Origin of the sequence: Riemerella anatipestifer (assembly GCF_009670965.2) — a bacterium.
GTDB lineage: Bacteria > Bacteroidota > Bacteroidia > Flavobacteriales > Weeksellaceae > Riemerella > Riemerella anatipestifer_B.
Genome location: NZ_CP073239.1, coordinates 1311188 through 1331409 on the forward strand (window position 1 = coordinate 1311188; position 20222 = coordinate 1331409).

Consider the following 20222-nt stretch of genomic DNA (forward strand, 5'->3'; position numbering starts at 1 on the left):
CTAAGTATTACTTTTTGCAAAGTTTTATAAAATCTTCTTCTACCAACTGATATTTTTTAGGCATTTCTGCAGATACCCAAAATATCATAGCGTGAGATGTGGCTCCGAATTTTTGATGAAATAACTCTTTGTTTAGGCGATAGCATTCTCTTAGGAGTCTTTTCACTCTGTTTCTGTCGGTAGCTTTTTTGAAATAGCGTTTAGATACAGAAACTCCGATTTTACTTGCTTCTGCATCAGTAAAAATAAGCCTAATGTTGCCACAAGTTTGCCATTTTCCTTTTTCAAAAAGAGTGGTAATATCTTTTTTAGACTTTAATCTTTCAGATTTAGGGTAGGTATAACTCATGCGTCTTTTTTAGTAAGGTGATTGATAACTTCAGCTGCTGCGTGGAGACCAAATAATGCAGGCATAAAACTAATGGTGCCGTAAAAAGATTTTTTGAAATTAGACCCGTCTGTCATTTTAAGGCTGTCCTCTTTTTGTAATTCGGTAGAGAATACACACTTAATACCTTTATTGATTTTCTCTTTGCGAAGTCTTTTTCGTATTTGTTTGGCTAAAAAACAGTTGTTGGTTTTACTGATATCTCTTACCATTACTTTGGAAGGGTCGGTTTTACCACCAGCTCCCATAGCACTCACTATTTTTATTTTATTTCTTTTGGCAGCTAAGATGAGAGAAAGCTTTGGAGAAACGCTATCAATGCAGTCCAAGATATAGTCAAACTTTTCTTTGGTAAGAATAGACTCCATTCGTTCAGGCGTAAGAAACTCATTGATGGCTATAAGGTTTAAATCGGGATTGATGTCTTTTAATCTCGCATAAACCAATTCTACCTTAGGCTGATTCACGGTAGAGTGTAATGCTGGAAGTTGTCTATTGATGTTGGTAATATCTACCGTATCGCCATCTATTATCGTCATTTTTCCTACGCCAGCTCTTGCTAAAAATTCTGCAGCAAAAGAGCCTACGCCGCCCAATCCTACTACTAAAATATTGGCGTTTTGTAGTTTATTTAGTCCGTCCTGTTTTATTAAAAGTTCTGTTCTTTCCAGCCAGTTATTTGTCATAAATTTAATTTTAAAACATTTAGAATGTTGTTTTCAATCCTACTTTTAAATTCTTGTACAGAAAGCTGTTTAAGCTCTGCAGCTTTCATATAAACTTGCTCTATATTATCAGAAGAGTCGTCAGTTTCTAAAAAAATCCTTTCTATGGGAGTTTCTATAAAAACATTTTGCAAAGATAAATTTTTAAAAAGAGCTGTGCCAAAAGAAAGATAAAAACCTTTTTCTAAAAGCATATTTGCAATATTTTTATTCTTATTAAATCCGTGGAAAATAACAGGGATGTCTAGATTTTTACAAAGCCTAGCAACTTCATTATGCCGTTTTATACAGTGGATAATTAGAGGCTTCTTTAGAGTTTTTGCTAACTCTATATGAAGTTTAAAAACCTCGGCTTGTAAATGTTCATCAATAGGAAGTAGTGCATCTAATCCGCATTCTCCTATGGCGATACATTTTTCATGTTGTGCGATTATTTTTATGTTGAGCAATGTTTTTTCATAATAAGATGTAATATCCATTGGGTGAACTCCTATCGAAAAATAATCTTGATGAGAATAATTTTCTTTAGGAAGATTGTAAATACCAAATTCGGTTGGGTTATGGTGATGAAAATTGAAAAACATGCCAACGAAGATACTAAAATGAGAATATATCTAATATATTTTTTCTAATTTTGTAGTAAATGAGCTGTGTATGAATCAAAACTTTACTCAAAAACAAATTAATATTCTTAATGCTGCAGAGGAGCTAATAGCAAAGAAAGGGTTTGATGGAGCGTCCGTTAGAGAAATAGCAAAAAAAGCAGGAGTAAATGTGGCTATGATTTCCTATTATTTTGGGTCAAAAGAAAAAATGATGGTTTCTCTTTATCAGTACAGGGTAGAGAAGACGCGAGAGATGTTTAGCCTTTTTACCCAAACTATAGCCAAGGCAAGCCCAGAAGTTCAGATTTCAGAAATGGTCTCTTTTATTGTAAAGCAGATGCTGAAGTTTAATTACTTTCACGGATTTGCAACTCAAGAGATTGGTTTTAATTCTAATTTAGCTGTTTTTTTACAAGATTTTTATGAGTTATGTACGCATAGGCTAGAGGAGGCAATACAAAAAGGCATTGCAATAGGAGTATTCAAAAAGATAGCTAAGCCAGAAGAGATATTAGCCAGTCTTATCGGGACGGTATTATTTGCGATTAGAAATCAGTTTTTTTATAGAAGTTACTTGCCAAAAGGAGAAGCGTATTTACCTGCATTGGAGAAAAAAATGGAACATCATCTTAAGACAATGCTTTACGCAATTTTAGGTTATGAAGAATAAAAAATCCCTATCTTTTTTAAGATAGGGATTTTTACTGTATAATATTTTGAAATTTGGTTTAGAAAGAAACTTCACTAGTATCATTTCCTCTAGAGAAATTCATGTTCTTTTGATTACCCTTGTAGGAAATATTAACAAGGTTAAGTTGTTTAGGATAGGCTTCCAATAGTATGGCATTCTTTATTTTAATTGTACTGATGGAAGCTACATTATTTATTTCATAGTAAATCCAAACACTTTCACCACTTACTTGGCTACCTGTGAAGGTAATTGCTTGAGGCTTACCATTGATGGAAACAGCAACCTTAGAGTTGATGTATTTTTTCAATTCAGCTTCAAAAGCAGCTGTTCTTGCATCTACTTTAATCACATCAGTAATGTGAGAAGTGTTTAGTTTTGTAGTAAACTTTAGTGTGTTGCTACCATCTATGTAGTCCACTTTAGTCATCGTAGAGTAAAATTCACTGGGGAAGAAACTCATTACAAAACTCACTAAAGCGAAAATACCTAATATGTTTAAAAACTTTTTCATTGTAATTGTTTTTTGTTATGTACTTATAATCTCAATAATTATGCCAATACTAGAAATTGACACTAATGGCATATTTCTCATAAAAAGCTTTAATGTGTGCTACAGCTTCTTCGGCAGTATCTACCACACGGAATAGGTTGAGGTCTTCTGGAGAGATGAGTTTATTTTCGAGCAAAGTATCTTTAAACCAGTCTAATAATCCGCTCCAAAACTTAGAACCTACTAAAACGATAGGAAATCTTCCTATTTTTCGAGTTTGTATCAATGTAAGTGCTTCGGATAGTTCGTCTAGTGTTCCGAAGCCTCCAGGCATTACGATGAATCCTTGTGAGTACTTTACAAACATTACCTTTCTTACAAAGAAATAATCAAAAGTCATGTTGTAATCCTTACTGATGTAAGGGTTAAAGTGTTGCTCAAAAGGAAGTTCGATGTTTAGCCCAATAGATTTACCCTTTGCTTCAAAGGCACCTCTATTCCCTGCTTCCATAATCCCAGGTCCGCCACCTGTAATAACTCCAAATCCTAGTTCTGTGATTTTCTTCGCAATATCTACGGTCATTTGGTAATAAGGGTCGTCTTCTTTTAGTCTAGCAGACCCAAATATAGAAACACAAGGTCCTAATTTTACCATACTTTCGTAGCCGTTTACGAGTTCGGCCATTACTTTAAATACCATCCAACTGTCTTTGGTAATACTTTCGTCCCAAGTTTTAGGGCGAAAGCTATCACTTATACGGTTGTCGGTAGAGTCGTTATTATTACTATTGTTGTCTATCATAAAAAATATTTTTCTGCTTCTGTTATGGCTTCAGGCTTGCCTACATCTATTAGTAGAGCATCATGCTCATAGCCTATAATTACTTTTTCATTCATTAGGTCTAAATACTCATCAATAATAGAGAATTTACCTTTTCGTTTAATTCTTGAGAAAATCTCTGAAGAAATACAATGTATTCCACTAAATGCTAATTCTTTGAGTGTATCGTTGGTTTTGGATAGTTTTAGCTCTCCAGTATTTTTGTTAATCCAACCACATAAAATTTTATTTTGGTCAAAAAGGAGTTTTCTAGAACTTTCCCTATCCGATACGGCAAGAGTTACCATTTGGTTTGATGATAAATGAAAATTTACAAATTTTGTAACATCAAGATTGGTTAGAATATCCGCATTCATCACCAAGAAGTGAGATTCTTTCTCTAAGAAAGGTCTTGCAAACATCATACCACCACCAGTTTCTAAGAGTTCATTAGTCTCATCAGAAATTTCTATGTTGGCACCGAAATAATTATTTTCTTTGAGGAAATCTAAAATTTGATTTCCGAAATGATGTATGTTAATCACAAAATCATTGATGCCAAATGATTGCAAATATTTAATATTTCGCTCCAAAAGTGGAATACCATTCACTTTAGCGAGAGCTTTAGGATGATGGTCTGTAAAGGGTTTTAGCCTTGTGCCTTTGCCTGCTGCAAAAATCAGTGCTTTCATATAAGGTTATATTAGCTGGTTTTCTATAAAGTCTAGAATGTCTTTGGCTACTTCTTTTTTTGATTTTAAATCAAATGTGTTTGTTGCTTTAGATGTAATAATGCTGACTTTATTGGTGTCTTTTTTGAATCCCGCCCCGCTATCTTTAAGAGAGTTGAGAACAATCATATCTAAGTTTTTCTTTTCCAATTTAGTTTTGGCATTTTCTTCTTCGTTTTGTGTTTCTAAAGCGAAACCTACCAAAATTTGATGCTTTTTTTGTTCTCCCATTGCTTTGAGAATGTCAGGGTTTTTAACCAATTCTATGGTAAATTGTTCTTCTTGTTTTTTTATTTTTTCGGAAGCCACAACTTTGGGAGTATAATCGGCAACGGCAGCACTTGCAATGGCAATATCCACATCGTTATAGTATTTAAAAACTTCTTGGTACATTTCTTTTGCGGAAGTTACCGAGTGTAGTTCTATATCAGGGTGATGTGCGATTTCGTTAGAAGGTCCAGAGATAAGAATAACCTTTGCACCTCTTTGTGCGGCAGTTTCGGCTAAAGCGTAACCCATTTTTCCAGAGGAATGATTGCCTATAAATCTTACGGGGTCTATAGCTTCGCAGGTTGGTCCAGCCGTGATGAGTACTTTTTTCTGATTGAGTTTTGAAGCAGAGTTTTGATTCTCAAAATACTGATGAATATGATTGAAAATAGTGCAAGGTTCGGCTAATCGTCCAATACCAACCAAACCACTTGCAAGTTCGCCTTCTTCTGCAGGAATGATATGGTTGCCAAATGTAGTTGCTAAATCTAAATTTCTTTTAGTAGAAGGGTGTTGATACATATCCAAATCCATTGCAGGAGCAATAAATACAGGGCATTTAGCCGACAGATAAGTGGCGATTACAAGATTATCACAAATCCCGTGAACCATTTTGGCTAAAGTGTTTGCGGTACACGGAGCAATAATCATAGCGTCAGCCCAAAGTCCCAGTTCTACATGGTTGTTCCACTCTTCATCCTCCGAAATAAGTTTAGATAAAACTTCATTCTTGGATAAAGTGGCTAAAGTTAATTTAGAAACAAACTTTTCAGCAGAGGGAGTTAATATAACCTTTACATTAGCTCCAGCCTTAACAAAATCTCTGACTAATAAATTGATTTTGTAGGCAGCTATTCCGCCTGTAATGGCTATTAGGATTTTTTTATTGTTCAAAATCATATCATATTTTCGCTTAGAACAACGAATATAGTTTTTTTATTTCAATGTAGAAAATGCAAATAAAAAAAACGCTTCCCTGTTGTAGGAAGCGTTAGCGTATGTAACCCATTTTTAAGATTTTTCTTCTCTCTTTCGGAAATAAACTTCGCCATCTAACCATTCTCTCACAGCAATAGAGGTAGGCTTAGGTAGTTTTTCGTAAAGTTTAGAGATTTCTATCTGTTCTCTGTTTTCAAAAACTTCTTCTAAAGTAGCATTGTGTACAGCAAATTCGTCTAACTTGTTGTGAAGTTCAGTACGAATTTCCGCATTTATTTGCTCGGCTCTTTTACCCATAATTACTATAGCTTCGTAGATAGAGCCTACTTTTTCTTCTATTTTATCACGGTTATAAGTAATAGTGCTTACTTCTGCTTTAGAATCTTTTACACTCATTTTCAGTGGGTATTTTTATGGTTTAAGTCCGCAAAGATAAATAATTATATATAACAAAAAAAATGTTTTTTGAGGAAGCCTTATTTAGTTGCTTTTTCCTTTTCTTCTCTTTCCTTTTCTTTAGCTTTCAGTTCCTCTCTTTTCTGTTCTACTAACTTTTCTAACTTGGCAAAGTTTTCTAGTTCAGCATCTAGCTTTTTTCTTAGGGTTACGGCTGTTTTAGCAATATCGGTATCAGGATAATTTTTTTCCATAAGATAAGTGTAAGCTATTGCATGTTCTAACCTCTCTCGTTTCAATTCAAATTTAGAATCCATCGCTAGTTTGGCTTTTGCGTCCATAAGCATTGTTTCTATTTTTGGACGGAGTTTTGTAGATGGAAAATCATCTAATACATTCTCAAAGCTAATGATAGCTGATTTTAATTCTAGCATTTTATAATACTGACGAGCGTTCTCATAAGCTTTAAACTCTAGTTTGTAAGAAAGCTCATCAATCAGCTTATCAATATTTTTAGTTCTTTCAGAATTTGGATAATTGTTTAAGAAATTTTGTAATTCGTTTATGGCTAGTTCTGTATCCTTTTGGTCTAGGTTGTAGTCCATAGAGCCTTGATAGTAACATATTGCAGACATATAGGCTGCTTCCTCTTTTCTAGGGTCGTTGGCTAGAGTATTGTTTACTGAAAATTTTTTAAACTGATGTCCAGCAATTCTGTATTGTTTATCGTAATAATTAGCATAGGCAGATTTAAATAAAATATCAGAAGCTTCGTCTGTGCCTGAAACTAAATTCTGAACCCTTTCATATAAACTTAGAGCTTCTTTCCATTTCTTTTTGGCATACAATTCATTAGCTGTTTTCAGTATCAAATCTTTATCTGCACTTTTCATTGCTAAGTCGTATTGCCTGTTACAAGATACAGAAAATAGAGCTAACGAGAGTATGAGAATGTATTTTTTCATTGTTTAATTGTATAGTCTGCAAAAATAAAACTTTTTTACTAAATCTTTCTATTTTATGAAATTTTAACATAGAACAACATCTATTGTTATTTATGGAGGCTTTCAATGAAAAAAATAGACTAACATTATGTATCTTTGTGCAGATTTAAAATTAAATTGAATGATGAAGAAAACTTACCTTGTTACGGGAGGGAGTGGTTTTATTGGTTCTCATCTTGTGGAAGCTTTATTGAAAAACGGACATTTTGTCATCAATGTTGATAATTTTGATGATTTCTACAACTATAAAACAAAAATAAATAATACTCTAGAATCTTTAGGAATAACAACAAATTTTGACTTTGAAAATAAAAATTTGGATATTAAAAAGTTAGCTTCTTTGGTTAATAAAGGTAATTATAAGTTTTATTATCAGGATATTAGAGATAAAGAAGGACTAGAAAAAATCTTTAAAAATCATCGTCCCGACGTGGTGATTCACTTGGCGGCTTTGGCAGGTGTCCGTCCTTCCATAGAAAGACCTTTGGAATATCAAGAAGTAAATATTAAAGGTACGATGAATATTTGGGAAGTGGCTAAAGATTTAGGTATTTGTAAATTTGTAATAGCTTCTTCTTCTAGTGTTTACGGTAATAATGAAAAAATTCCATTTTCGGAAGAGGATAATGTGGATAGACCAATTTCGCCTTATGCAGCCACTAAAAAATGTGTGGAGGTTTTAGGGCATACTTACCATCATTTGTATGGTATGGATATGATTCAGTTGAGGTTTTTTACAGTCTATGGTCCTAGGCAACGACCTGATTTAGCAATACATAAATTCGCTAAAATAATTAAAGATAATAAGCAAGTACCATTTTACGGCGATGGCAATACGGCTAGAGATTATACCTTTGTTGATGATATTATTGATGGTATAATGAAATCTATAAAGTATGTAGAAGAGAATGCAGGAGTGTATGAAATTTTCAATTTAGGTGAAAGTGAGGTAATTCCTCTACATAAGATGCTGTCAACCATAGAGGAAGAGCTAGGCGTTAAGGCTACTCTTAATAAATTACCAATGCAGGCAGGAGATGTGCAAAAAACCAATGCAGATATTAGAAAGGCACAACAGAAAATAGGCTATGCACCAACTACAAACTTCCAAAATGGCATAAAAAAGTTTGTGGAATGGTTTTTGAGAAAGTAGTCGCAAGTATTTATAAATTAACCTTTAATTATAACTTTAAAGATAAAGAATAATTCACTTTATTTTTTATTTTTGCAAAAAATATAGAATATTATGTACTGGACATTAGAATTGGCATCTTATTTAAGTGATGCCCCTTGGCCAATGACAAAAGCGGAGCTTATAGACTACGCTATTAGAACAGGTGCTCCAATGGAAGTAGTAGAAAACCTTCAGGCGATAGAAGACGAAGGCGAAATCTACGAGAGCATAGAGGAAGTATGGAGCGATTATCCTACGGACGAAGACTTCCTTTGGAACGAAGACGAATATTAAAATTAAACACAATTGTGAAACTTGCAGCATTACGGTTGTAAGTTTCCTTTTTAAGTTACTATCAAAAAAAGCACCAGCATTATAGCTGAAAAATGAACAATTAGATTATGAGTTTTTTAAACACAATCCTTAAAAGTTTCCTCGGAAATAAAAATGAAAAAGACCTTAAAGAGGTAAAGAAAGTAGTTGCTAAAATAAAAGCTGTTGAACCAGAAGTAGGAAAACTTTCGGACGATGGTTTGAGACAAAAAACAGAAGAATTTCAAAATAAAATTAAAGAAGCAACCTCTAAAATAACCTCACAAGTAGAAGAGCTTAAGGAGAAAATTAAAACCTCTAAAGATGTTGATGAAAAAGAAGCTTTATTCAACAAAATAGAAGAGCTTAAAAAAGAAGCCTATCAGATAGAAGAGAAGGTACTTACAGATATTCTTCCTGAAGCCTTTGCGGTTTTAAAAGAGACGGCACGAAGATGGGCTCAAAATGGAGAAATTAGAGTAAAGGCTAACGATAGAGATAGAGCTTTAGCAGCAACCAAAGACTTCGTTGTGATAGAAGGTGATGAGGCGGTTTGGCTAAATCATTGGGATGCTGCAGGGACTAAGGTGCAGTGGGATATGGTTCATTACGATGTTCAGTTTATAGGAGGTGTGGTGCTACATAGTGGTAAGATAGCAGAGATGGCAACTGGGGAGGGTAAAACTTTAGTAGGTACGCTACCTATTTACCTTAATGCCTTACCAGGAAGAGGTGTGCACGTGGTAACAGTAAATGACTATCTTGCGAGAAGGGACTCCGCTTGGATGGGACCATTGTACGAATTCCACGGACTTAGTATAGATTGTATTGATAACCACCAGCCTAACTCTGATGCTAGAAGAAAGGCTTATCAATGTAACATTACTTACGGAACTAATAACGAATTTGGTTTTGACTACCTGAGAGATAATATGGTAAATTCGCCTAACGAAATGGTACAGGGCGAGCTTAATTATGCTATCGTAGATGAGGTGGACTCAGTATTGATAGATGATGCTAGAACACCTTTAATTATATCAGGTCCAGTGCCTCAAGGGGACAGACAAGAATTTGATGTTCTTAAGCCTTCCGTAGATAGAATTGTAGATGTCCAGAAGAAGACAGTTTCTGCTATATTCCACGAAGCAAAAAAACTAATCGCTCAAGGAAATACTAAAGAAGGTGGCTTTAAACTTTTACAAGCGTACAGAGGTTTACCTAAAAATAGACAACTGATAAAATTCCTTTCAGAAACAGGTAATAAAGCTCTTTTACAGAAAGTAGAAGCACAATATATGCAAGATAACAATCGTGAAATGCCGAAGGTTGATAAAGACCTTTATTTCGTGATTGATGAAAAAAACAATCAGATAGACCTTACAGACAAAGGCGTTGAGTATATGTCTCAAGGGAACTCTGACCCTAATTTCTTCGTTCTACAAGATATAGGAACTGAATTGGCGGAATTAGAGGCTCAAAATTTACCTAAGGAGGAAGAGTTTGCCAAGAAAGAGGAATTGTTTAGAGACTTTGCTGTAAAATCAGAGAGGATACACACGCTTAACCAGCTTCTAAAGGCATACACCCTTTTTGAAAAAGACGACCAATATGTGGTGATGGATGGTGAGGTAAAGATTGTAGATGAGCAAACGGGTCGTATTATGGAAGGACGCCGTTATTCAGACGGTTTGCATCAGGCGATAGAAGCTAAAGAAAATGTAAAGATAGAAGCGGCTACTCAGACTTTTGCTACAATTACTCTCCAGAACTATTTCCGTATGTATAACAAGCTAGCGGGTATGACGGGTACTGCTGAAACAGAGGCAGGCGAGTTTTGGGAAATCTATAAATTAGATGTAGTGGTGATTCCAACCAACCGTCCAATACAAAGAAATGATAAGCACGATTTAGTATATAAAACCAATCGTGAAAAATATAATGCTGTAATAGAAGAAGTGGAGAAATTAACTTCGGCAGGAAGACCTGTTTTAGTGGGTACGACTTCGGTAGAAATTTCGCAATTACTTTCTAAAGCATTACAATTAAGAAAAATTCCGCATCAAGTGCTTAATGCTAAACTTCACAAAAAGGAGGCAGAGATTGTTGCCGAAGCAGGAAGGGCAGGTGTTGTAACCATAGCAACCAATATGGCGGGGCGTGGTACCGATATTAAGCTAAGCAAAGAGGTGAAAGATGCTGGAGGTTTGGCTATTATTGGTACAGAAAGACACGATTCTCGCCGTGTGGATAGACAGTTGAGAGGTCGTGCAGGAAGACAGGGAGACCCAGGTAGTTCTCAGTTTTATGTGTCGTTAGAGGATAATTTGATGCGTCTTTTCGGTTCAGAAAGAATTGCGAAAATGATGGATAGACTAGGGCATAAAGAGGGCGAGGTAATACAGCACTCTATGATTACCAAGTCTATTGAAAGGGCACAGAAGAAAGTGGAAGAAAACAACTTTGGTATTCGTAAAAGATTGTTGGAGTACGATGATGTAATGAATAAACAGAGAGATGTGATTTATAAGAGAAGGAAGAATGCACTCTTTGGAGACCACTTAAAGTATGATATTGCTAATATGATATTTGATGTGTCTCACTCTATTGTTAATCAAACCAAGATGCACGGAGATTACAAAGAGTTTGAGTTTGAAGTTATTAAATACTTCACTATGGAAGCTCCTGTTTCTGAAGCTGATTTCAAAAACAAGACAGTTAAGGAACTTACAGATATTGTATTCAAAAAAGCTCAAGAAGATTATGAGATGAAGCTTAATCTGCTTAAAGAAAAGTCGTTCCCTATTATCGAAAATGTGTACCAAAACCAAGGTAATATGTTTAAGATGATACAAGTGCCTTTTAGTGATGGTACTAAGACAATGACTATTCTTGCAGATCTTAAAGAAGCATACGAAACGCAGTGTGATAGCCTTATCAACGATTTTGAGAAAAACATTTGCTTATCTATTATTGATGAGAATTGGAAACTTCACCTAAGAGAAATGGACGATTTACGCCGTTCTTCCCAAGGAGCAGTTTATGAGCAGAAAGACCCATTAGTGATTTATAAACAAGAGTCTTTCCATTTGTTTAGTGAGATGGTAGATAAAATCAATAAGGAGATTATTTCTTTCCTTTATAAAGGGGAAATACCAGCGTAAGATTTTTATTGTTTCGTTATTCTAAAGGACTGTTCCGTTTTTTAGGTAAAGAAAATAGTTTAATTAGAAAAGAGAAGTAAATCTCTCTTTTCTAATTTTTTTGCCAGTTCTTATTTGTATGCAGCATATAAAAATCCACTGAAGTAATTTTCCAATGAACAATCTAATCCGAGAGATGGAATGTTTACAAAGGTATTAAAAGAGAATAGATGGGTTTTAACTTTTATATATAAATCGTTTTTATAGAGCTATAATTTGGTATTTTCTTTTTTCCTTTCTTTTATAAAATCGGTAGGGCGTATTCCGTTGATTTCTAGGAATAAGTCTGAAAAGTTTTGACGCGAGGGGATACCGCATTTTTCGGCTAATGATTCTACGGTTAGGTTAAGAATTTTTTTATCGTTATACATTTGCTGGGTAATATAGTTAATACGCAATTCAGCGATGTATTTGGAGAAACTATTGTTCTTATTTTCATTGATTACTTGGGAGAGGTATTTGGAGTTTGTCTCTAATTTTTCAGAAAGTTTTTTTAAGGTTAGCCCTTTTTCTGTAAAGCCTAATTCGTTTTCAAAAGTTTCTAATTTTTGTAAAATCTCATTATAGATTTTCTTATCAGGAATAGGGTTTGGGGATGGTAAAACTTCCAAGGTTTGGACTGGGACAATGGAAGGATTGGTTTTCAGCTTTTCTTCCAACGCAGAATATGTTTTTTGGATATGTCTTACTTTTTTGTAATGGAAATAGATTAGAAGGCATAATACCAAAGTAAGGATAACACCTGCAATGAGGATCCAATTGTTTTCGTTTTCCAATCTTGCTTTTTCCTCTAAAAGTTTAGCTGTATCATAGTCTTTGTGTATTTTGGAAGAAAGTTCGTTAAAGTCTTTGGACAGAATTTGGTCTATTTTCAAAAGTTGATTGATGAAGTACAATTCTTGTTCCTTATCATTATTTTGCTTTGCGTGTCTTATTAAAAGTTCATAGTTTTTTCTTAGTTCTGGAATTACAAAGTTGGTCTTATTGAAAATAGAATCCACTTTTTTAAGATAGAGAATACCTCTATCTTGTTGATGGAGGTCTATATGTGCTTTTCCTAAATACATATAGCTGATGGATTCCCAGACGATGTCTTTATTTTTTATGATGTTAGGCAAAGCTTTGTTAAACCCATTGATAGCTTCGCTAAAGGATTTTTTGTTGTAATTTGATATGGATTGGGATTTTAAAAAGTAAGAATGTTCCAAAGAAAACTCACGAAACTGGCCGGTCTCAAACAATCCAATTGCTATTAAGGAGTCTGCTTTTTGGTGGTTTTCCATGTTTAGGTAACAAACCACCGCTTGATGCATACTATTGTAATACCCTTTTCGGTTATCGTATAGACTATTAGCATCTAACTTTTTGTTACGAGCCATGGGTTCAAAAAAGGCAATCCCTTCCTTAAAATGCTCCAATGCTTCAGTATTATATCCCAAATAACTCTTTACAACCCCAATGTGATAGGATATGGAATGTGTACGAAAAAGGTTACTATGTTGTTGTTTTTTAAAAATGTTAAACGCTTTTATATAGTCTTCTAACGCTTTTTTTAAGTCTCTACGATAGAAGTAGAAAAGACTTCCACGCATCATGTAGGCGGTAGTCTTTTTATCGATATTATGCGATAGTTCTGCGGTTATGATGGCACTATCGGCATACTTTAGTTTTATTTTTTCATTGGAATTATAGAACCCGGCGTCAAAGTACCCTTGGGTAAGATGGTCATAATCTTTCTCGTGCTTTGCTTTAGCAATGTATCTTTTTATATCGCCTAAAGCCGTGGTGTCATTTTCATTTTTATAGTCGTATTTTGAACGAATAGACGCATAAGACTGGGCAGATATAAAACCGTAGCATACCTGTAAAAAAAAGATTAAAAATAACTTAAAAAGAAGGTTTTCTTTATTTAAAAGCACAAGAATTGGGTATAAATAATTCTCAAATATAAGGAAAAGAAAATTAATTGTAAAATGTATTGTAAATCAGCATATTAATTATTTAAAATATTTGTCCTAATTCGTGAATTAGGACGGATTTTTCCTTGAATTGTGACCACAATAATTTTATTGGACGAAAGAAGCAGTTTAGTTTTGCAAGTGAAAGTAAAACTAAATTTTATTGCTATGAAAAAGATATTATTGATGAGCATTTTTACAGTTGGAGTCTTTTCTATGGAAAGTTGCAGAGAAGCCGATGAATTAAATATTTCAGAAATTTATGAGAGTAATAATACAAAAGTAATGGATGGAAAGTTTACAGTAAGTATTAAGAATAATAGTACAAAAGAAGGAGAACATCCCAAAGATCCTGTTAAGTGGGGAGTAGTCGTACAGGATAGTATAAAAATCAAAAAATAAGGAAAATGAAAAAGAATGTTATAGTCATAACTGCATTATGCTTTGGTATTTTAGTATATGGGCAAGAATCAGATTCTACCGCCAAGGTCAAAGAAATACAGGAGGTTATTATTAAGTCTCAGCGTAAAAAGCAGTTTTCGGATAAATCGGTTTATACTTTTGATAAAGAGGCAATTGCTGCAGCTCGGCATTCAAAGGATTTATTGGTTTCTTTACCGGAGGTTCAGCTTGATCTTGTTTCCAATAGGATGTCCAGTATTAAAGGTGGAAAGATATTATTTCTCATTAACGGTATTGAAGCTACGGATATGCAGTTTGGTGCTGTGGCGCCGGAAAATGTGGTTCGTGTGGAATATTTTGATATTGTCCCTACCCGGTGGGAGGGGAAAGCAGATGTCGTTGTCAATATGATTACGCGTAATCCTGAAAATGGGTTGACTTACGGAGCAGAAGCGATAGGCGCGTTTTCTACGGGTTTTTTAGATGCACAAGTTTATGCCAGCCATACTCGTGGAAATCACGATTTTGGTTTAGAGTATGCTTTTTCTCTTAGGGATTACGATAATAGAGAGTACCTTAATTCTTATGAGTATTCGTTAAATGGGACGAGATATAAATCTGAAGAGAAACGAAGAGACCATTTTGGTTATACCATTCAAGATGTTGCTTTAAGGTATACCTACGCTAAGCCGGAGAAAGAAACGTTCCAAGCCAAATTCAATCTTAATCTGATGAACGATTTTAGTAAAGGAAACGGGCGTAGTATTTTTGAACAAGGAAATGTAAGCTCGTTGAACAACACTAAAGACTATAAATCCGGTAAATATTTAAAGCCAACTTTGGATTTGTATTATTCCAGACAGATTGGTAAAAAAGACGAATTGGTAGTTAATTTTATTGGGTCGGTGTATGATAATCAAACCTATCAGAATGATAGAGAGTGGGTTGCCTTTACGGGAGTAGATCTATTTAATAATGATATGTCTCTAATTGCCAAGCAAAAAGCCTTTGTGGGAGAAGTGGCGCATTATCATAATTTAGGCAAGGCCAAATGGAATTCGGGGTATCGGATTAGCAATAACACGATTTCCAACGATCTCACTAATTTATCGGGGCAAAGACAGTTTAGTGTCAATTATTTGGAGCAGTATTTTTATTCTGAGATTTCGGGAAGGAAAGAGAAGTTCATGTACCGTTTGGGGGCGGGATTAACGAACATTCATAATAAGAGTGCCGAATCGGTTTTTGATGAGTGGACTTTTACTCCGCGTTTGCTTGTGGGCTATACGTTTAAAAACAATCAGAGCCTTCGGTTCACCAGTTCTTATAAGCCAAGCAGCCCGAGCAGTTCGCAACTGAGCCCAAATGTGGTTAATATTGCACCTAATATTATCAGAAGGGGAAATCCATTTTTGAAATCTCAAAAGTCATGGACGAATAACTTGATTTACTCGTATAATTCAAAGTATTTTGATTTTAATACGACTTTAGGCTATACTCATATCGATCGGATAGCGAACAGTTATTATGTTTTGGATCAGGATTTTGGAGGCTATGCTTTGACGTATCAGAATGCGGACTTCTACCAGAACTACCGTTGGGAGTTTAGCGGCAGTATTAAGCCTTTCGGAAATAGAACCTTGGTGATAAAAACCTACTTGAGACCTACCTCTGAGATGATAAAATTAGAGGACGGGCGAAAGTTGAAGAATACCTATCTTAAGAATTACTTCAATATTACTTCTCAGTATAAAAAATGGTTTTTGCAATACCAGTTTAATGTCCCAACTTATTCTGTAGATGGAGCGTTTTTATCTACGGAGGAAAATCAAAATCACTTGGTTATGGGATATATGCTCGGAAATTGGGTTTTGAAGGGTGGTATGTATTGGATGGGAATGCCATCAGAATATAAAACCAAGAGTCAAAAAGAAAGTTTGGTAGACTTTACGGGAAATACTCAAATTTTGAATAATAAAAATATGGTTTTATTGGGGCTTAGCTATAACTTTACTCGTGGGAAGAACGTGGAGATAGACAAAAAATTAGAAAACGAAACGGCCGAAGCTGCAAGTTTTTAAAAAAAAGGATTTAAGCATTAGTTAGATGTAGTGCGCAATACAGAGAACTAATGAGTAAATATGGCTTTCATTAAAGCAAAAACTAATAGATAATTATTAAATTTTATTGAAAAATGGAAAACAAAAAATCAGAATTTCAAGTACTAGTTTCCAATATGGAAGTACTAAGCGAAACAGAAAAAGGGAAGTTAAAGGGAGGTATTACAGCATTATCAACTGTAAGTGAATCTGAATGGGGGTTAAATGTATTTTGTCCTAAAAATTATAAGTGTACTTCTCAACCAGAAGTTCCCAAGAAAGAAGAATTAATAAATTAATTTTAATTTGGAATAGATAAGGACTTGATATTATCAAGTCCTTTTTAATAAAAAAAGAAAAATTATGAAAGCAAGTACATACAACATATTCTTTCCATATGAAGATAAAATTATAGGTTATAATTCTATTTCTGATAATTTTATAATTCTAGAAAAAATCATTTACGATTTATACAAAGCATCTATACATGAGAATAAAATAAAAGAATTACCAAAGTATCACGAAACACTGTATAATAGTCTTCTATCAAACGGATTTATAGTTGAAGAAAATAGAGATGAGCTAAAGTTAATAAAGAAAATAAGCTATCAAACGGACTTTAATGAGGAAAACTTTGAACTCATTATTAATCCAACGATGAATTGCAATTTCAAGTGTTGGTATTGCTATGAAACTCACATAAAAAAATCAAAAATGAGTGAAGAAACGGTTAGTAATATTATGAAATATGTGGAAAATATTCTTGAAGCAAAGAAGGGAAAATTAAAAAATTTCAAATTAGATTGGTTTGGTGGAGAACCGTTGTTGTATTTCAACTCTACAATTACTCCATTGCTAAAGAGTATTTTCCCTAAAATGAAAGAAAATAATATTTATTTTTCTTCTGGGTTTACTACCAATGGTTTGTTGATTAATCAAAATATTTTGGACATATGTAAAAAATATAATGTAAACTTATTTCAAATTACTTTGGATGGACACAGAGACAGGCATAATCAGGTAAGGTTTATATCTAAGACCAAAGGTTCATATGATGAAATAGTAAATAACATTAAACTTTGTTTAAAAAATAATATTTTTGTTTCGGTTAGAATTAATATTTCTGAGGAAACAATAAAAGATTTATTGAAAATAATTGATGACTTTAAGGATATTTCAGAAATTGGGAGGAAGTATATGGAATTTTCCTTTCACGAAGTATGGCAAGAAGAAAAAAACTTAACGGTTGATATATCTCAAATCGTTGATATATATAGAGGTAATGGTTTTGTGTGCTCTTATAAAGGTGAAAGGTCAGTTTCAATAAAAAACTCTTGTTACGCAGATAAGTTAAATCAAGCTGTGATTAATTATAATGGAGAAGTTTTTAAGTGTACAGCAAGAGATTTTAAATCTGAATCTAAAGAAGGAGACTTAAATGATAAAGGAGAGATTATTTGGAATACCAAATATCAAAAAAGAATTTATGATTTGAGGTTTAGTAATAAGCCTTGTCTAGAATGTAAAATCTTGCCTATTTGTAATGGAGGGTGTTCTCAGCATAAATTAGAACAAGAGGGAAAAGATTATTGTATATTTAATTATGATGAATCTACAAAACTAGAAATTATAAAGCAAAAATTTTATTCAAGACTTCATAGTGCAATAGCTTAGAAAATATGAATATTACCATTCAATATGACCAAATGGACTGTGGACCTGCTTGTCTTGCTATGGTAGCTTCACACTATAACAAAGATTTCAGTCTACAGTATCTTCGTGATAAAGCCTTTATTACACGCGAGGGCGTGTCATTATTGGGAATAAGTGAAGCTGCTAAGGAGATAGGATTCAATACTTTTTCAGCAAAGCTAAAAGTAGATGATTTTAGTAAAGACTTTTTACCTTGCATCTTGCATTGGAATCAAAATCATTTTGTAGTTCTTTATAAAGTTTCAAAAAGTCTATTTACAGGTAAAACAATATATAAAATAGCCGATCCTGCTCATGGTTTTATCACACTTTCTGAAGAAAAATTTAAAAAATCGTGGTTGTCAGATGGCGAAAAAGGAGTCGCTTTGTTTTTAGAACCTACTGATGATTTTTTTATCCAAGAACCACCTAAGGAAGAAAAGATTTCTATAAAATATCTTTTAAACTATTTGAAGCCTTATAAAAAGTCAATAGGGTGGATGTTTTTTTTACTCAGTTTAGGAACATTAATAACGCTGATATTTCCTGTTCTTACTCAAAAGCTAATAGATGATGGGGTTACTCAAAAGAATTTATCCATTGTTACCTATATTTTATTAGCTCAATTGGCTTTTTTCATTGGGAGTATTGTCATCAATATCTTCCGAAATTGGATAATGCTGGTGGTGGGTACTAAGATTAATATCCAAATCATTTCGGATTTTCTGAGAAAAATACTACGTCTTCCTATTCGTTTTTTTGATACAAAATTAATGGGTGATTTTAACCAGCGTATACACGATCACGAGCGTATAGAACATTTTTTAACCTCTCAGAGTCTTCTTACAGTATTTTCTGCCATTACTTTTACTGCTTTCTTTGGTATATTGTGGTATTATGATTTTAGGATATTATTAACATATATGACACTAACAGTGGTGTCTGTGTTGTGGTCACTCTTCTGGATGAGAAAAAGAAAAGTGTTAGATTATCATCGCTTTCAGCAGAGAAGTGAAAACCAAGAATCTATATATGAAATAATCAATGGCGTATCAGAAATGAAGCTGAATCAGTTTGAGGATTTCAAACGCAGAGAGTGGGAAAAAATTCAACAAAAACTTTTTAAAATCAATATCCGTATTTTAAAACTTGATCAAGTTCAGTTGTCTGGTTTTGAGTTTATTAATCAAATAAAAAATATTGTAGTAACCTTTTTGTCCGCTTATTTTGTAGTTCAAGGTAAAATGACTCTTGGAGAGCTGTTAGGAGTATCTTACATTGTAGGGCAAATGAATTCCCCAGTGGGACAGCTGATTTCTTTTTTTCGTTCCCTTCAAGATGCAAAGTTAAGTTTGGCAAGACTTAATGAAGTGCAAAATCATCCAGATGAAGAAGGGGAAAATCATAAGCCATTTCTTACTAAGGAATCGGCTATAGAAGGTGGGGGTATAAAAATAGAAAATGTATCTTTTCAGTATGAGGGACCTCATTCGCCTTATGTTCTTAAAGATATAAATTTGAATATTCCGAAAGGAAAAGTAACGGCTGTTGTAGGTGCGAGTGGCAGTGGTAAAACGACGCTTTTGAAGATGCTTTTGAAGTTTTATGAACCTACAAAAGGAAAAATAAAAGTCAACGGATTAGATTTAGAAGATGTTTCGCCCACTGAGCTGAGAAAAAAATGTGGCGTGGTAATGCAAGATGGATTTATATTTTCTGATACAATAGAAAGAAATATTGCCACCAGTGATGAAGAAATCAATGAAGAACGGCTCAAAAAAGCAATGGAAATAGCTAATATAAAATCCTTTGTGGATGAATTACCATTGGGTTTAAATACGAAAATAGGAGCGTCTGGTAATGGTATTTCAGGAGGACAAAAGCAAAGAATATTAATAGCAAGATCGGTTTATAAAAACCCTCAAATGATATTTTTTGATGAGGCAACATCTGCTCTTGATGCCGAAAACGAGAGAACAATTCACAATAATTTACAATCCTTTTTCAAAGGAAGAACTGTTATTATAGTAGCTCATAGGCTTTCTACAGTAAAGAACGCTGACCAAATTGTAGTACTTAAAAAAGGACAAATTGTAGAAAAGGGAAATCATAAAGATTTGGTTTATAATAAAGGGGAGTATTTTAATTTGATAAAAAATCAACTGGAGCTTGGGGAATGATTTTATGTTTTTTTAGTTATAATTTCTGATATATTCCTATTATAAAAAAATGTAGTATATTTTTGGGTGTAGAATTAACTAATTTAATTGGTTAAGACTTGCTATTAGAAAAGCCTTTTTGCTATAAAAAAATAAAATTGTACTTT

The 20222-nt window shown here is 33.7% G+C and carries 19 protein-coding genes; 9 read left to right on the plus strand and 10 right to left on the minus strand.

Features of this window, described 5'->3' with window-relative positions; all coding sequences use genetic code 11:
• Window positions 1–7: 7 nt before the first annotated feature.
• Genes rnpA through D1J36_RS06085 form a run of 3 tightly spaced genes read right to left on the minus strand, consistent with a single transcriptional unit; the run spans window position 8 to window position 1697 of the window.
• Window positions 8–349 (minus strand): ribonuclease P protein component, encoded by a 342-nt coding sequence (rnpA, locus tag D1J36_RS06075; protein WP_154137619.1) that lies wholly within the window; start codon window positions 347–349, stop codon window positions 8–10.
• Complete coding sequence (locus tag D1J36_RS06080) at window positions 346–1074, minus strand: tRNA threonylcarbamoyladenosine dehydratase (RefSeq protein ID WP_154137620.1); 729 nt, start codon at window positions 1072–1074, stop codon at window positions 346–348. The genes rnpA and D1J36_RS06080 overlap by 4 nt, the downstream gene beginning before the upstream one ends.
• Complete coding sequence (locus D1J36_RS06085) at window positions 1071–1697, minus strand: TatD family hydrolase (RefSeq protein ID WP_154137621.1); 627 nt, start codon at window positions 1695–1697, stop codon at window positions 1071–1073. Before D1J36_RS06085 ends, D1J36_RS06080 begins: the two co-directional genes overlap by 4 nt.
• Before the next feature lie 70 nt (window positions 1698–1767).
• Here D1J36_RS06085 and D1J36_RS06090 point away from each other — a divergent pair, with 70 nt between their 5' ends.
• Entirely contained in the window at window positions 1768–2388 is a 621-nt protein-coding gene (locus D1J36_RS06090; protein WP_154137622.1) for a TetR/AcrR family transcriptional regulator, read from the plus strand.
• 58 nt (window positions 2389–2446) lie between these two features.
• Here the strand turns inward: D1J36_RS06090 and D1J36_RS06095 are convergent, their stop codons facing one another.
• From D1J36_RS06095 to D1J36_RS06120, 6 genes are all read right to left on the minus strand, one after another.
• The gene (locus D1J36_RS06095) at window positions 2447–2920 is read right to left on the minus strand and encodes a DUF6702 family protein (RefSeq protein WP_154137623.1); all 474 of its coding nucleotides are present in this window, start codon (window positions 2918–2920) and stop codon (window positions 2447–2449) included.
• Window positions 2921–2969: 49 nt separating this feature from the next.
• Window positions 2970–3701 carry a TIGR00730 family Rossman fold protein gene (locus D1J36_RS06100; RefSeq protein ID WP_154137624.1) on the minus strand — a complete coding sequence of 244 codons (732 nt, stop codon included), beginning with the start codon at window positions 3699–3701 and terminating at the stop codon, window positions 2970–2972.
• Window positions 3698–4411, minus strand: a complete 714-nt coding sequence (locus D1J36_RS06105; RefSeq protein WP_154137625.1) for a nucleotidyltransferase family protein — start codon at window positions 4409–4411, stop codon at window positions 3698–3700. Before D1J36_RS06105 ends, D1J36_RS06100 begins: the two co-directional genes overlap by 4 nt.
• 6 nt (window positions 4412–4417) lie before the next feature.
• Window positions 4418–5620 carry a bifunctional phosphopantothenoylcysteine decarboxylase/phosphopantothenate--cysteine ligase CoaBC gene (gene coaBC, locus D1J36_RS06110; RefSeq protein WP_154137626.1) on the minus strand — a complete coding sequence of 401 codons (1203 nt, stop codon included), beginning with the start codon at window positions 5618–5620 and terminating at the stop codon, window positions 4418–4420.
• A 111-nt stretch (window positions 5621–5731) separates the two neighbouring features.
• Window positions 5732–6055 carry a DNA-directed RNA polymerase subunit omega gene (locus tag D1J36_RS06115; protein WP_154137627.1) on the minus strand — a complete coding sequence of 108 codons (324 nt, stop codon included), beginning with the start codon at window positions 6053–6055 and terminating at the stop codon, window positions 5732–5734.
• Between the two features lie 80 nt (window positions 6056–6135).
• Complete coding sequence (locus D1J36_RS06120; RefSeq protein WP_154137628.1) at window positions 6136–7020, minus strand: outer membrane protein assembly factor BamD; 885 nt, start codon at window positions 7018–7020, stop codon at window positions 6136–6138.
• A gap of 160 nt (window positions 7021–7180) precedes the next feature.
• Here D1J36_RS06120 and D1J36_RS06125 point away from each other — a divergent pair, with 160 nt between their 5' ends.
• From D1J36_RS06125 to secA, 3 genes are all read left to right on the plus strand, one after another.
• Entirely contained in the window at window positions 7181–8212 is a 1032-nt protein-coding gene (locus D1J36_RS06125) for a GDP-mannose 4,6-dehydratase (protein ID WP_154137629.1), read from the plus strand.
• 93 nt (window positions 8213–8305) lie between these two features.
• On the plus strand, window positions 8306–8527 hold the full coding sequence (locus D1J36_RS06130; protein ID WP_002662059.1) for a DUF2795 domain-containing protein: 222 nt from the start codon (window positions 8306–8308) through the stop codon (window positions 8525–8527).
• A 107-nt stretch (window positions 8528–8634) separates the two neighbouring features.
• On the plus strand, window positions 8635–11706 hold the full coding sequence (secA, locus tag D1J36_RS06135) for a preprotein translocase subunit SecA (RefSeq protein ID WP_154137630.1): 3072 nt from the start codon (window positions 8635–8637) through the stop codon (window positions 11704–11706).
• A 248-nt stretch (window positions 11707–11954) separates the two neighbouring features.
• Here the strand turns inward: secA and D1J36_RS06140 are convergent, their stop codons facing one another.
• On the minus strand, window positions 11955–13664 hold the full coding sequence (locus tag D1J36_RS06140) for a helix-turn-helix domain-containing protein (protein ID WP_154137631.1): 1710 nt from the start codon (window positions 13662–13664) through the stop codon (window positions 11955–11957).
• A gap of 207 nt (window positions 13665–13871) precedes the next feature.
• Between D1J36_RS06140 and D1J36_RS06145 the strand changes: the two genes are divergently transcribed.
• The 5 genes from D1J36_RS06145 (at window position 13872) to D1J36_RS06165 (ending at window position 20076) form a co-directional block, all read left to right on the plus strand.
• The gene (locus D1J36_RS06145) at window positions 13872–14105 is read left to right on the plus strand and encodes a hypothetical protein (RefSeq protein WP_154137632.1); all 234 of its coding nucleotides are present in this window, start codon (window positions 13872–13874) and stop codon (window positions 14103–14105) included.
• A 5-nt stretch (window positions 14106–14110) separates the two neighbouring features.
• Window positions 14111–16186, plus strand: coding sequence for an outer membrane beta-barrel protein (locus tag D1J36_RS06150; RefSeq protein WP_154137633.1), 2076 nt, complete (start codon window positions 14111–14113; stop codon window positions 16184–16186).
• Window positions 16187–16299: 113 nt separating this feature from the next.
• The gene (locus D1J36_RS06155) at window positions 16300–16503 is read left to right on the plus strand and encodes a hypothetical protein (RefSeq protein WP_154137634.1); all 204 of its coding nucleotides are present in this window, start codon (window positions 16300–16302) and stop codon (window positions 16501–16503) included.
• 64 nt (window positions 16504–16567) lie between these two features.
• Window positions 16568–17878 carry a radical SAM/SPASM domain-containing protein gene (locus tag D1J36_RS06160; RefSeq protein ID WP_154137635.1) on the plus strand — a complete coding sequence of 437 codons (1311 nt, stop codon included), beginning with the start codon at window positions 16568–16570 and terminating at the stop codon, window positions 17876–17878.
• A 5-nt stretch (window positions 17879–17883) separates the two neighbouring features.
• Complete coding sequence (locus D1J36_RS06165) at window positions 17884–20076, plus strand: peptidase domain-containing ABC transporter (protein WP_154137636.1); 2193 nt, start codon at window positions 17884–17886, stop codon at window positions 20074–20076.
• The last annotated feature ends 146 nt before the right edge of the window (window positions 20077–20222 follow it).

Coding starts and splice junctions, on each gene's coding strand:
- rnpA (WP_154137619.1), bottom strand. CDS start 349: ATGAGTTATACCTACCCTAAATCTGAAAGATTAAAGTCTAAAAAAGAT.
- D1J36_RS06080 (WP_154137620.1), bottom strand. CDS start 1,074: ATGACAAATAACTGGCTGGAAAGAACAGAACTTTTAATAAAACAGGAC.
- D1J36_RS06085 (WP_154137621.1), bottom strand. CDS start 1,697: ATGTTTTTCAATTTTCATCACCATAACCCAACCGAATTTGGTATTTAC.
- D1J36_RS06090 (WP_154137622.1), top strand. CDS start 1,768: ATGAATCAAAACTTTACTCAAAAACAAATTAATATTCTTAATGCTGCA.
- D1J36_RS06095 (WP_154137623.1), bottom strand. CDS start 2,920: ATGAAAAAGTTTTTAAACATATTAGGTATTTTCGCTTTAGTGAGTTTT.
- D1J36_RS06100 (WP_154137624.1), bottom strand. CDS start 3,701: ATGATAGACAACAATAGTAATAATAACGACTCTACCGACAACCGTATA.
- D1J36_RS06105 (WP_154137625.1), bottom strand. CDS start 4,411: ATGAAAGCACTGATTTTTGCAGCAGGCAAAGGCACAAGGCTAAAACCC.
- coaBC (WP_154137626.1), bottom strand. CDS start 5,620: ATGATTTTGAACAATAAAAAAATCCTAATAGCCATTACAGGCGGAATA.
- D1J36_RS06115 (WP_154137627.1), bottom strand. CDS start 6,055: ATGAGTGTAAAAGATTCTAAAGCAGAAGTAAGCACTATTACTTATAAC.
- D1J36_RS06120 (WP_154137628.1), bottom strand. CDS start 7,020: ATGAAAAAATACATTCTCATACTCTCGTTAGCTCTATTTTCTGTATCT.
- D1J36_RS06125 (WP_154137629.1), top strand. CDS start 7,181: ATGATGAAGAAAACTTACCTTGTTACGGGAGGGAGTGGTTTTATTGGT.
- D1J36_RS06130 (WP_002662059.1), top strand. CDS start 8,306: ATGTACTGGACATTAGAATTGGCATCTTATTTAAGTGATGCCCCTTGG.
- secA (WP_154137630.1), top strand. CDS start 8,635: ATGAGTTTTTTAAACACAATCCTTAAAAGTTTCCTCGGAAATAAAAAT.
- D1J36_RS06145 (WP_154137632.1), top strand. CDS start 13,872: ATGAAAAAGATATTATTGATGAGCATTTTTACAGTTGGAGTCTTTTCT.
- D1J36_RS06150 (WP_154137633.1), top strand. CDS start 14,111: ATGAAAAAGAATGTTATAGTCATAACTGCATTATGCTTTGGTATTTTA.
- D1J36_RS06155 (WP_154137634.1), top strand. CDS start 16,300: ATGGAAAACAAAAAATCAGAATTTCAAGTACTAGTTTCCAATATGGAA.
- D1J36_RS06160 (WP_154137635.1), top strand. CDS start 16,568: ATGAAAGCAAGTACATACAACATATTCTTTCCATATGAAGATAAAATT.
- D1J36_RS06165 (WP_154137636.1), top strand. CDS start 17,884: ATGAATATTACCATTCAATATGACCAAATGGACTGTGGACCTGCTTGT.